Annotated in this window: 14 protein-coding genes; 2 read left to right on the plus strand and 12 right to left on the minus strand. The window is 63.8% G+C overall.

Annotated elements, in window-relative coordinates; genetic code table 11:
* Nucleotides 1–66 precede the first annotated feature (66 nt).
* From AC3A6B_RS27715 to AC3A6B_RS27770, 12 genes are all read right to left on the minus strand, one after another.
* Nucleotides 67–1,086, minus strand: a complete 1,020-nt coding sequence (locus AC3A6B_RS27715) for a TetR/AcrR family transcriptional regulator C-terminal domain-containing protein (RefSeq protein WP_487839848.1) — start codon at nt 1,084–1,086, stop codon at nt 67–69.
* Complete coding sequence (locus AC3A6B_RS27720; RefSeq protein ID WP_487839849.1) at nt 1,067–1,705, minus strand: TetR/AcrR family transcriptional regulator C-terminal domain-containing protein; 639 nt, start codon at nt 1,703–1,705, stop codon at nt 1,067–1,069. The genes AC3A6B_RS27715 and AC3A6B_RS27720 overlap by 20 nt, the downstream gene beginning before the upstream one ends.
* Before the next feature lie 16 nt (nt 1,706–1,721).
* Entirely contained in the window at nt 1,722–2,729 is a 1,008-nt protein-coding gene (locus AC3A6B_RS27725) for an HlyD family secretion protein (protein WP_487839850.1), read from the minus strand.
* A 57-nt stretch (nt 2,730–2,786) separates the two neighbouring features.
* A complete protein-coding gene (locus AC3A6B_RS27730) occupies nt 2,787–4,352 on the minus strand; it encodes an MFS transporter (protein ID WP_487839851.1) in 1,566 nt (521 codons plus the stop codon).
* Complete coding sequence (locus AC3A6B_RS27735; protein ID WP_487839852.1) at nt 4,349–5,845, minus strand: efflux transporter outer membrane subunit; 1,497 nt, start codon at nt 5,843–5,845, stop codon at nt 4,349–4,351. Before AC3A6B_RS27735 ends, AC3A6B_RS27730 begins: the two co-directional genes overlap by 4 nt.
* A gap of 21 nt (nt 5,846–5,866) precedes the next feature.
* Nucleotides 5,867–6,730 (minus strand): hypothetical protein, encoded by an 864-nt coding sequence (locus AC3A6B_RS27740; RefSeq protein WP_487839853.1) that lies wholly within the window; start codon nt 6,728–6,730, stop codon nt 5,867–5,869.
* The gene (locus AC3A6B_RS27745; RefSeq protein WP_487839854.1) at nt 6,724–7,332 is read right to left on the minus strand and encodes a peroxiredoxin-like family protein; all 609 of its coding nucleotides are present in this window, start codon (nt 7,330–7,332) and stop codon (nt 6,724–6,726) included. Before AC3A6B_RS27745 ends, AC3A6B_RS27740 begins: the two co-directional genes overlap by 7 nt.
* Before the next feature lie 198 nt (nt 7,333–7,530).
* Complete coding sequence (locus AC3A6B_RS27750; RefSeq protein ID WP_487839855.1) at nt 7,531–7,941, minus strand: cupin domain-containing protein; 411 nt, start codon at nt 7,939–7,941, stop codon at nt 7,531–7,533.
* A gap of 233 nt (nt 7,942–8,174) precedes the next feature.
* Entirely contained in the window at nt 8,175–8,399 is a 225-nt protein-coding gene (locus AC3A6B_RS27755; protein ID WP_487839856.1) for a hypothetical protein, read from the minus strand.
* 275 nt (nt 8,400–8,674) lie between these two features.
* The gene (locus tag AC3A6B_RS27760; RefSeq protein WP_487839857.1) at nt 8,675–9,175 is read right to left on the minus strand and encodes an Ohr family peroxiredoxin; all 501 of its coding nucleotides are present in this window, start codon (nt 9,173–9,175) and stop codon (nt 8,675–8,677) included.
* Nucleotides 9,176–9,931, minus strand: a complete 756-nt coding sequence (locus AC3A6B_RS27765) for an SDR family oxidoreductase (RefSeq protein WP_487839858.1) — start codon at nt 9,929–9,931, stop codon at nt 9,176–9,178.
* Between the two features lie 106 nt (nt 9,932–10,037).
* Nucleotides 10,038–11,039, minus strand: a complete 1,002-nt coding sequence (locus tag AC3A6B_RS27770) for a LysR family transcriptional regulator (RefSeq protein ID WP_487839859.1) — start codon at nt 11,037–11,039, stop codon at nt 10,038–10,040.
* Between the two features lie 381 nt (nt 11,040–11,420).
* On the opposite strand from AC3A6B_RS27770, the gene AC3A6B_RS27775 reads away from it, so the two are divergent.
* Nucleotides 11,421–11,741 (plus strand): hypothetical protein, encoded by a 321-nt coding sequence (locus AC3A6B_RS27775; protein ID WP_487839860.1) that lies wholly within the window; start codon nt 11,421–11,423, stop codon nt 11,739–11,741.
* Between the two features lie 76 nt (nt 11,742–11,817).
* Entirely contained in the window at nt 11,818–12,279 is a 462-nt protein-coding gene (locus AC3A6B_RS27780; RefSeq protein WP_487839861.1) for a nuclear transport factor 2 family protein, read from the plus strand.
* Nucleotides 12,280–12,287: the final 8 nt, after the last annotated feature.

Consider the following 12,287-nt stretch of genomic DNA (forward strand, 5'->3'; position numbering starts at 1 on the left):
TTTGTGCCTTCACGTGCGGTAGATCCGTGAAGGGCCGCGCGGTGTTGTGCAGCGCGCACCAATCGGCTAGGTCCCGACACGCAAGACCTGCAATCTGCCAGCCGGACAAGCTCCTCGCAGAAACATCGCCACGACGGACGTGGCATGGACGTGAATCTCCACCGGATTGGGCGAAGCTCGCAATCCGAAGACGACCTCCAGCAGCAGGTCCCCCCGGAGCATCGCCACGAACCGGCGCGCGGCAAGTGAGCAATCGTCGATCTTGATTTCACCGCGGCGCTTTGCATCCTCCAGCACTTCGCAGATGCGATCCATCGCCCGCTTCGGACCGAATGTCCAGTAGGCGGCCGCGGCATCCTTGAATCGCTCGGAATCGGAGACGGCCGCCTTGTACAGGCTGATGGCCGACGACGACATCATGGCGGTCATGACGCCGATTCCAAGACCCAGCAGTACTTCATCGAGCGGCTCCTCGTTTCGCCTTGGGAGCAACTTCAACGTCTTGTCGGCAATCCTGTTCGCCACGGACTGGAAGTGGTCGCACAGGAACTGCGACAGTTCGATAGTCTCCGCTTCGGCTTCAGCCATGAGTCGCCGATAGAGTCCATCTGGTGTCCACGTCCAGTACGACCGGCCGAGCAGATATGAAACCAGCACCGCGCAGTTCGACCAGCCGCGCGCCTGGCTGCCTTGTCCGGGAATCGCCTCGCGCACCTTGAGAATGTTGCCGACAGCGCCCCAGCGCAGGAACTTGATGGCTTCGTCGAGCGTCAGGACATTGACCATCATCCGCGTCCACCACGGTTCCAGAAGAAGCCATGTGTCGTCGTCGACGAGTCGCATCGCGAAGACGTGCTTGTGCTTGGCATTGGTGAAGCGATGCCACCATTGCCGTTGCAGTCCCGGCACGAAGCAGACGAACCAATGGCCTTCGTGAACCGTGATCGGCGAACCGTCGGCGTCTATCTCGATGGCCAGTTCGTCCGGTACGCCGGGGATGTGCGAACGACCATCGGTGGTTCCGCGCGGAACGGGATCCCAGTTCGACCCCAGGGCCTTGAGCATCCTAGAGAGCTGCGTGCGCATTTTTGGCTCCCGTGTGAATACCGGCACAGAACAGGTCGACGATGTGCGAGACATCGCCCTGTTCGTATGACAGTTCCTTCGACACGTCGGAAGGGAAGGTGTCGGAAAGATCGAAGCTGGCTCTGAGCAGCGCCAGGAAGTGACTTGCCAGAGCGTGGCAGTCTTCTTCCTGGACGATGCCGGCCGTTTGGGCAGCCTTGAAGAAGCGGGCCAATCCGGCCATCAACAAGCCCGGGCCGTGCTGGTAGAAGTCGCGGCCGATCCCGGTGTTCCGGATGACTTCCGTGAGCGCGATTCGATAGAGATTCTTCAGCTGCGAGGCCGAGTGCACATTCGTGACTCGATGGCCAAAGGCAACAAGCTTCTGCCGGAAAGACGCCGCCGTCGTGAAACCCTCGAGCGGCTCCAGCATCGAGGCTGCGAGCATCTCCGCCAGGGCGATGACGAGGCCGTCATTGCCGCCGAACGCGTCGGCGACCTCCTGGGAACCGAGATCGGTCGCGGCGATGACCGCCTCGATGCTCCTGATGCCGCTGTCCGCAGCCCGAAGGGCATCGGCCACTTCACTCAGGATGGTGTATCGCCGGTTCGCGGCGGCCGCTTGCAGGGTGATGGACATGGAGGCGCCTTTCGGTTCATTGGTCTTGAAATCCTTCGCGCCGTACACCGATATGGATCCTCGGAGTCACGGACATGCCAACTCGCAGCTTCGCCGCCGCGGATTGGCCGGGAACGATGCGGATGCGAACAGGAAGCCGCTGCACGATCTTCGTGAAGTTGCCCGTGGCGTTGTGGGGCGCAACGGCGGAGTAGCTGACGCCGCTGGCCGGGCCCAGGCTTTCCACCACGCCTTTCAGCACCTCGCCCGGCAAGGCATCCACTTCGATGTCCACGGCGTGGCCAGCCTCCACGCGCGCAAGTTGCGTTTCGCGGAAGTTGGCGGCGATGTAGACGGCGTCGAGCGGCACGATGGCCAGCAACGGCTTGCCCGCACTCACGAAGGCCCCGACGCGCACCGACCTCTGCCCGATGGTCCCGTCGACCGGCGCAGTGATGCGCGTATAGGAAAGCCTGAGTTCTGCGGCGGCTTGCGCAGACTGCGACTGGGAAAGAGCCGCCTTCGCCTTCTCCAGATCGGCCCTGAGAACGCCGATCTGCTGACGGGCGGCCTGCAGTCCCGCCAAGTCCTTCTCTCGTGCGGCCAACTGGATGCTCAACTGCGCTTCGGCCTGCTGCAACGCCTGCACGGTGCCTGATCCATCCGCGGCCAGGTTGCGATAGCGCGCCTGGTTCGTCCTGGCCAGCTTGAACGAGGCTTCGTTGGCCTCCACGGCGGCCTGTGCCTGGCGAATCGCGCTTTCCTGCAGGATGAGGCGCGCCTGCAGGCCGGTGATCGTGGCCTGGGCGCCTTCGACCTGCGCCTTCGCAGCGTTCACGGCAACCGCGAAATCACGCTCGTCGATGGTGGCGAGCAAGTCGCCTGCCTGGACGGGCTGGTTGTCTTCGATCAAGATCTTGTCCACCGTGCCCGACACCTGGGGCGCCACGGTGGTGAAGTCTGCTTGCACGTAGGCATCGTCGGTGGACTGGGTGGATGCGCTGGATGCGGGGCGATCGAGATAGAGCGCGCCGCCGATCAGCACTGCGAGCAGCAGTGCGGCACCGATGATCTTGGCTGTTTTCGGTAATGCCATGGCAGTTCATCCGTTGGAAGAAGTTGCAGATGCAGCGCCCAGGTCAGGCGCAGGGATATGGGTCAGCCGCAGCACGAGAGGAATCATCAGCAGAGCCAGGACGCCGAGAACGCGGTAGGCATCGGCGATCGACAGCACCAGCGACTGCTGGGCGACCATGCCCATCAATTGGGAAGGCTCCGGCGGATTCGGGAGGGCGTTGCTGACCAGACCCGCATGGTCCAGCAGCATTTCTGCATGGAAGCGGGCACGCACCGTCGTGAACTGCCCGACCACGGCGGCGCCCACCAGGGAGCCGAAAGCGCGCAATGCGTTGATCGTGCCGGAGAGGTAGGGCCCTTCCTCCGGCTGCACGACGCTCGTCATCAGGAAGAGCATGGACACCACGGCCATCGGTTGGCCGATGGCTTGCAAGGCCTGTGCGACGGCGAACTCTTCCCAGATCCAGTCCGCCGTCAACCGCGATCCGGCGAGGCATGCCAGTGCGATCAGGGCCAGCCCGAGCGCGAACACCAGGCGTGCATCGACCCACCGCTGATACAGGAACAGGGCCACCACCGATCCCAGCACCAGTTGCGGCAAGGCCACGATCAAGCCGATCGGTGCCGTCTGCATGGAGCGGTAGCCCTGCACTTGCGCCAGGTAGCTCGCAGGCAGCAGCGAGCCGGACAGCAGAAGCACCAGCAACAGGACGAAAAGGGTGCAACCCAGTCCGAGATTGCGGCGCCCCAGCATCTGCAGCTTGAGGAAGGGCGAGCGGTGATACCACTCAGTCAGCAGGTAGACGAACAGAAGGACGAACCCGCCCAGCAGCGCAACCGTGATCAACGGCGAGTTGAACCAATCCAGGCGCACGCCCTGGTCGAGCGCGGCGGTGATCAGGCACAGGGCCGGTACGCCGATGGCCATGCCGATCCAGTTGGCCTGCCTGAAACGGTCCATCTGGATCGCTTCGCGTGACAGTCCCCAGTTCACGAGCAGTCCTGCGACGACAGCCCCCGGCACGATCTGCCAATACACCCAGCGCCAGTCGGCGATGCCATCCGTCCATTGCCCTGCCAGCCAGATCGCGAGATTGGGCGCAAAGGTGGCGGTCATCGCATAGAGTGCCAGTCCATGCAGGCGAATCTTTGGCGGCAGGAACTTCAGGGCCGCCATCATCAGGATCGGGATCAGGGTGCCGCTGCTGATGCCTTGCAGGAAGCGCAGGCCCAGCAGCAGGTTCAAGTCCTCGACGAACGGCAGCAGCACGGCCAGCGCCGTGCAAGTGCCGAGCATCCACAGGTGAAAACGGCGCACGGACAGGGTGACGGCGAACCAGGCCGCAAACGGCATTGCGATCAGTTCGCCGGCGGTATAGGCGGTGGAGAGCCAGGACGCATCGTCCAGGCCGAAGCCGAGTGCGCCACGCACATCGGCCAGCGCCAATGCGCCGACGCGATTGTTCAGTCCTGCCATCATCGCGGCCAGGAAGATGCCGACCAGTCCGCCCATGGGCCGCAGGGAGGACTTGGCGGGGGCAGCCCCGGCAATGGGCGCGCCGGGCCGAGCCGGCAAGGTGGTGCTCATCATGGCCCGGCCTCGGCTTGGGCAGGCCGCGACGCGAGCTCGAGTTTTGCTGGGTTCCAGCCACCGCCGAGCGACTTGTAGAGGTTCACGAGGGTGAGCGCTGCGCCTGTCGCGCTGCCATTGAGACTGGTCTGGCTGGCCAGCAGGTTGCGCTGCGCAGTCAGCACGCTCAGGTAGTCGGCAGCGCCCTCCTGATAGCCGCGCTCGGCAACCCGCAGCGCCTCCATGCTCTGCTCATAGGAGATCAGCAGTTCGGCGTGCTGATGCTGCTGGGCAGCCCAGGCATCCAGCGCGTTGTCCACCTCGTGCCAGGCGCGCAGCACCGTCTGCCGGTACGCGAGGGCTGCCGTCTTCTGCCGCGCCTCGTTCAGCGCCAGGCGCTGGGTCAGCCTGCCGCCCTGGAAGATGGGGAGGAGAACCGTCGGTCCCACGGAAAAGAATCGCGAGTCCCAACTGCCGAGGTCGCCGAATTCGAAGGCTTCAACGCCTACTCGGCCTTTCAGGCCGATGCGCGGATAGAAGTCGGCCTTCGCCACTCCGATGGCCGCCGTGGCGGCATGGAGCTCCGCCTCGGCGCGCAGGATGTCCGGCCGCCTGCGTGCCAGCTCGGACGAGACGCCCACGGGCACATCGATCGGCAGCGCAGGCAGGGGCATGGCGTTGCGCAGTTGCACATCGAGCGTGCGTGGCGCTGCGCCCAGCAACAACGCCAGCGCGTTCATCTGGACGTTGCGACGCTGGATCAGTTCCGGAACCAGCGCCTTGACCGCGGCCAATTGCGCGCGCGCGGAAGAGGTCTCGAAGCGCGTGGCGACCCCATTGCGCTCACGGCTTTCGGCCAGGCCGAGCGTACGTTCGGCGACGAGGCGATTCTGTTGTGCGATGTCCAGCTGTGCCTGCGTGCCGCGCAACTGCAAATAAGTTCGCGCCACTTCGGCAGACAAGGTCACGCGCGTCGCTTCGCGGTCGTACACGGCGGCGTCCACAGTTGCCTCTGCCCCCTCGCGCGCACGCCGAACGCGTCCCCATAGATCGATCTCCCAACTGGCATCGAAGCCAAGCTGCCAGAAGTCATTGGGCGTCGTAGGTGCACCCAAGGCGGCGAACTTGCCGTGTTCACTGAGTGCCTCACGTGAGTAGCTGGCGCTGCCTCCCACACTGGGCAGCAGATCTGCCGAAGCGATGCCCAGTTGCGCGCGGCTTTGCTCGATGCGGGTGGAGGCGACCTGCAGATCGAGATTGGCAGCTTGCGCACGCGATTGCAGCTCGGCCAGCAGTGCGTCATTGAACAGCGTCCACCATTGCAAGGGGACGTCCGAATCGGAAGGCTGGATGGCGCCGGGGGAATCCGCCCTCGGAGTCAATGCGATCTCGTGCAGCCCGCTCTCAGGCCTTGCAAACTCCGGACCCACCGCGCAGCCGGACAACAGCAGGGCAACGCATGACGCCGCGCCCGCACACTGCCGGACTCGAGCAAGTATCGGGTGCGAGGCCATTGCAGACTTCCCTCAAAGCTCTCAGGCGCCGAGCCAGAACGCGAGGTTGCGAACGTACTGCTGGGTCGAGCGCAGCGCCTCGGGAAACCTGGCCATTCCGTCGCTGGCGGGCTCGCTCACGAATGACGGACTGCCGGCCGTGGGGTCCCAGTTGTAGTCGGCAAAGTGGTGAAAGGTCGATTGCGCGATCGCTCGTCCACCCTGCTCGGAGCGTTCGAAGGCGACGGCCAGGTTGAACCGCCGGCCGGACACCGAGCTTTCTCCCTCCATGACGACCTGCGCACTCGAATCGTGGGGCGGAGCGCTGACGGCGCCTTCGTGCGGGTGCGACGGCAGGTACTGAACGATGCCGGTTGGCGACTGCTTGTCCAGCATCACCGGGTGAATGCTTCCGACGGGCCTGACGCGCTGAAAATCGCCGTTGGCGCCCGAGTGGTAGTTGGGCCAGGAGATGTTTGCCGCGAACGGGTTGTCAAGACAATGGCGGGCCTCGTCCGGTTCGCAGTTGCGGCTGTGAAAGTGATGTGCGGCCCCGACGCCGCCCAGGTTGCAGAGTGAGCTTCCCAGGTCCATGTGGTCACGTGTGACCATGAGCGTTCCACCCTGAAGCCGGAAACGGCGGATGCCCTCGCAATCCTCGGGTGTCAGGCCATCGCCGACATCGACGGCGAAGAGCCAGAGCTGATCGACATCCGATTCATGCAGGTTCGACAGCACGGGATCCGGCTGGCCGCGTTTCGTGCGGTTGCGAGCCGTCACCCGGAAGGCGAGCTGGCCATCCTCGTCCCGCAGGCTCGACAAGAAAGCCTTCAAGCGACTGAAACGCTCGACGTTCCAATCGTCGTGATCGCCTTCGATCGTGGTCTGCAGCAATATGTTCAGCATGGGTGAGTATTCCTTCCGGCGTCTTCGACGACCGCGATGACGCTCTGCGGATCGATGCGCTCGCGATAGTCCATCTCGACGTGGGCGAACCGGATCTTTCCTGTCCGGTCGATCACGTAGGTCGCGGGAATCGGCAATACCCACTGGGCGTTGCCGTTCAGCACGGGGATGTCGGTACCCGCCGACGCATACAGATCGATCAATTCGGGCGGCAGCGTGAAGGCGATGCCGAAGCCATTGGCGGCATCCAGGCTCGAGTCGCTGAGCACCGTGTACGCGAGCGCGTTGCTCTCGATCGTGTCGAGTGAATGGTCCGGCGTCTGGGGCGATATCGCGACCAGTGCGGCGCCCAGTCGCTTCAACTCACCCGCATGCTGTTGCCATGCGTGCAGTTGAAGATTGCAATAGCTGCACCATCCACCGCGATAGAAGATCACGACGAGCGGCCCGCTCTGCCACAGGTCGGGCAGTTTCACCGGCGCGCCCGATGCATAGCGCAAGCTCACATCGGGGGCCATGTCGCCCGCTCGCTTGGCGCGCTCGCAGACACCCATCGCTCGAAGAATGTCAGCGGCGTCGCTGATGGCTGTGATTGGCGTCATGGTTCAGCTCCGTACGAAGGAAAAAGGAGCGCCTCCCACCCGTCGCGTCGTCGTGTAGCTGGTCGGATTTGCGCGGGGACACCGCGCCGACGTGAGGCTGTCCCGTGCACGAACGGGTGGAAAGTGCACGCCTCATTACAGCCGCCTCGGCGATCTGACACCCGTCGTCTTCGTTGCGATGGGTGGGAAGCAAAACGGTCACTTCACAGGCAGAAAGAAATCGACGCCCTTGTTCTTCACCAGCATGACGAGGAACTTCGCGGGCTTGGTCTTGCTGGCATTGCGGCCGACGGTGTGGATGTCGTCTGGGCCTTCGTAGAAGGTCTCGCCGGCCTTCAATGTCACTTCCTTGCCGCCTTTGACGCCCATCACGATGGAGCCCTCGAGCACGTAGACGAAGGCGTGCGCATCGTGGCGGTGGATGGGATCGGCGCCGCCGGGCGGGTAGTCCACGGTGATCGCCAGGACCTCCTTGCCGGGAATGTCCGAGAGCGCCTTGGTCATCAGCTGCTTGACGACGATGTCGTGCGCTGAGTGCGGCGCGCCGGCCTGTTGCGCGGGCGCTCCCAGCGGAGCGATCAGCAATGCCGCGATGATGTGTCTTGCCATTCTTCTCATGGGTTCGCCCCTCTCGTGTCCGAAGACTCAGGTTCACCACAGTGCGGCTGTGGAGCCCGTTTGCAACGATTCGCTATGGAGCAAATCGTAGGATTCGAGGGCCTTCAGCGGTAGGCATGTACACAGGATCACGATGTTGTCCCGGAGGCACCAATGTGCTCATTGCGGTTCCTCGGATTGAATGGATGCGGCGGCCGATGCGGTAGGCATGGCTCGGATGCTTGCTAAAGCGAATAGGGCGCACCCGCGCTCTCATACGGGGTGATGGGCGTCATATCGAACGGCTCCTGAGGCGGCGGCATCGCCAGGTCCAAAGGGGCGGGCGAGATCGCAGGCGAAGCGGGCCGGTCCGGCGCGGGCGGCTCGGCAGCGCTGATCGGCTGCATCGCGTAGAGCCCGGCCGAAGTTGCGAGGCTGGCAAGCAGGGCAGTCAGAAAATGTTTCGTCATGGTGGTCCCGACCTTTCCGTGGATGTGTGCGTCACGTCATTGCGCGCACCCAAATCCTAGGTTTGCACCGGCTGATGCAGTAGCCCTGTGGAGGGGATCACCGCGTTGCCTGCCGATCACCAATCACGCGATCCAGGCGGGCCGGCATTCATGCGGCCGCGGGAAAAACGCTGAGGCAGTGGAGGTCGAGCGCGCGGATCCGCGCGGTCATGAAGTGGACGAGAACGCGGAGGCGCGACGGCAGGTGCTGCCGTCGCGATGGCCGGCGAGGGGCGTCACGATGCGAGTGCCACCGTGCTCTGCATTCCCTGCTGCGCCAGCTTGGTGTACGGGCAGGCGCGTTCGGCATGGCGCACGAGCTCCTCCGCGACATGCTTCTCCACGCCGTCGAGATGGGCCCGGACGTCGGCCGTCAGCATGAACAGGCCATCGACCGGATCCCGTCCGAAGGCCACGCTGACCCGTACCACCACGTCCCGGACGGGGATCCCCAATCGATTAGCCAAGAGGCAGAGCACTCCATGGAAGCAGGCGGCATAGCCTGCCGCGAACAGTTGCTCCGGGTTGGTGCCGCCGCCGGGGCCGTCCAGTTCGGGCGGAAGCCGCAGCGACACAGCGAGATTGCCGTCGTCGGACCGCACCTCGCCGGACGCGCGTCCGTGTTTCGCCTCGCCGCCGCTGGCCGTCACCGTGGTGGTGTATAGCGGAAGGAAATCCGGCCCATGGAACTTGTCCAGCAACTCGACCGGCGGTGGCTTCAACGGGGAGGATGGCATTCAGCGTGGCGCCTTCGGCAGTGCGAACCAGGCATCGAAGCCGAGCTTGCCGATGCGCGGGTTGTCGCCGGGCACAAGCGTGTCGTCCTTGAGCTCGGCGCCGAAGTAGCGCGCATGCACGTCTGCCACGACGGTGCGCGGGTCGTTGGTCTTCGAAAGGTAGCGCTGGACAAGCTCCGATAGGCGCACGCGTTCCGGCCCGGCGATCTCGATCACGCCGTTCTGGGGTGCGCCCACCGTAAAGTCAGCCATCGCGGCGGCCACGTCATCCGATGCGATCGGCTGCACGAAGGCCGGGGACAGGTGCACCGTCTTTCCGTCGGTTCCCGACTGCGCGATCCCGCCCAGGAATTCGAAGAACTGTGTGGAATGGACGATGGTGTAGGGAATCTTCGATTCCCGGATGAGTTTCTCCTGCGCGATCTTGCCGCGGAAGTAGCCGCTCTCGGCGAGGCGATCGGTGCCCACGACGGAGAGCGCAACGTGGTGCTTGACGCCCGCTTTCTCTTCGGCGGCCAGCAGATTGCGGCCGGAGGTCTGGAAGAACTCGAGGACGGCCTTGTCCTCGAAGGACGGCGAGTTGGCGACGTCCACGACGACCTGGGTACCGGCGAGCACTTCGGCCAGGCCCTCGCCCGTGATGGTGTTGACGCCCGAGGCGGGCGAGGCGGCGATGGCTTCGTGGCCGAGCGCGCGCAGGTTGTTGACGAGCTTGCTGCCGATGAGGCCGGTGCCTCCGATGACGACGATTTTCATGATGGATCTTTCAGTGGCCCCGCGGGGCGTTGGGTTGGAAGCGCTGGAACAGATCGTAGATTTGGGCGTGCGCCGGCGGTAGGCCCGCAGGGGGGCGCACGGTGTTTCATGGCGAGCACCAATCGGTCAGGCACTGAAGGTCCGCCGCCCGGATCCTGGTCGTCATGAAGTCGATGAAGACGCGCATGCGCGAAGGCATATGCTGCCTGCTCAGGTAGCAGATGTAGTGACCTCGGTCATCGGGTGCATGCCGAGCCAGGCAAGGAACGAGCGCGCCGGACCGGAGTGAGTCGCAGATCAGATAGCCCGCCATCTGGGCGATGCCATGACCGTCGAGCGCAGCCTTCAACACCAGGTCGGGGTCGTTGTAGGTCATCTTTGCTTGCGGCAGGAATTTGCGGGCTTGCCCGTCCGCCTTGAACTCCCACTCGCAGATCCGGCCCGACGAAACGCGGAGGTTGATGCATTGGTGATCGACCAGGTCTTCGATCGTCTGGGGCAGTCCGTGGGCGTCCTGGTATTTGCGGGAGGCGCAGACCAGCATCTGCATGGGGATGATCTGCTTCGCGATGATCTGGGCGTCTTCCATGCGGCCGTTGCGAAACGCGATGTCCACACGGTCCGATATGAAGTCGGTCGGCTTGTCGTCGAGAAGCAGGTCGATCGATACCTCAGGGTAGGCGGCCCGAAACTCGCCGAGCAGCGGTGCCACCACCTTCCGGCCGAAGCCAATTGCCGAGCTGATGCGAAGATGCCCGCGGGGTGGTCCCTCCCGAAGGTCTCGCATCTCTTCGACGGCCTGAACGATTCGATCGACCCCGGTGTGGCAGTTGGCGTAGAAGAGGTCGCCTTCGCGGGTCAGGGTGGTGCTCCGCGTGGTCCGAAGGAAAAGCCGGACGTTCAGCTGGTCTTCCAGCTTCTGGACGCTGCGGCTCACCGCGGAGCGGCCGATACCCAGGCGATCCCCGGCCCGGGCGAAGCTGCCTTCCGTGACCACTGCAATGAAAGCGACGACCCCCGCATAGCTCGTGGCAAAGCTGGACGCCAGCGGGTCCGCGCGCGGTGTGAGCGGGGTGGGCGAAGGATAGAGGAGCGTAGAGGAGGGCATGGGAGCTTCGATGTCGCAGTAAACCGTTGCGCCTACTCTGCTCGCCCAGGCGCGCGAAGACCAGTTATTGAGTGTCAAGGTTCGTTATGACCAGCTTCGCAAGCCATTGATTGGTGGCCGCCCGGCAACACCGTGCGCCAAATTGGTGAAATGGCTGAGGCCGCACGCCGAAAGCCGGGAGTCGAGATCTTCTCGGGCTTTGCCGCCGCTACGACTCGATGTAGCGGTTGTTGACTTCCTGGAAACATCGAGATGTAGGCGAGCTACCTTCCGACAGTGCTTTCAGCCTTCTAGCATTTGCCTCAGAGCATCGCTTCTTGAAGAAGCTTCGGTCCAGAGAAGCATGACCACCGTCCACCGCATCGACCACGAGGTGAGCAAATGAACCGGCTGATCCTTGAGCAAGAAACCATCGCCTATCGCGGAAGCGGCGGCGTCAGTGCCGACAACAGGCACTTCGGCTTCCGTCCTGCCTTTCGCAACACGGAAACGGGTCGCGTCTATCCGTCGCGATTCGCCGATGGGCGGCTGGCCCCGATTCACATGATCGACGGATTGCCCGATGAAGTGGTTGTTGCGAGGTCCGCGGCAGGCAAGGCGATTTCGGTCAAGGATTCAGTGCAGTCCGGATTCACCTTGAACGGCTGCTTCTATGACCGGGACGAGGCTGCAAGGCGTGTGGCTGCCATCCGGTCGTCTTAACAAGGCTTGACAAAGCCTAACGTGCACCCGGCGCAGCGCTTGCCGATGATGGCATGCGACGTCCTGGAGGATCCTCATGACTCTATCGCGCGGGGCGCCCACGGCGGCGGCGCCTGCTGGCTTACCCCCTTCTGTTGCAACTTACATCGCTGCGACCAACGCCTTCGACGCGGACGCATTGATCGCCTGCTTTGCGGAAGGCGCGCTTGTCAACGATCAGTTGCGCGACTACTGGGGCATCGACGCCATCAAGGGGTGGGCCGAGCGGGAGATCATCGGAGACAAGGTGACTATGAAGGTCGTCAAGGTTGTCGAGCACTTCGGGGATGTGATCGTTACTGCCAACGTGGACGGTGACTACGACAAGACGGGCCTGCCCGGTCCCCTGGTTCTCGCGTTCCACTTTGTCGTGCGCGCAGGCAAGATAGCTCGGTTGATCATCCTCAACAATCGAACTGCAGATTCTTCCCCGGAAATTAGAAGCCTTCGCGCCGCGCTCGCCTCTCACCGGCCACCGGATACAGCGCCAGAGGAGTGAATGTCAAG

Source organism: Variovorax sp. Soil_C_33 (assembly GCF_057656935.1).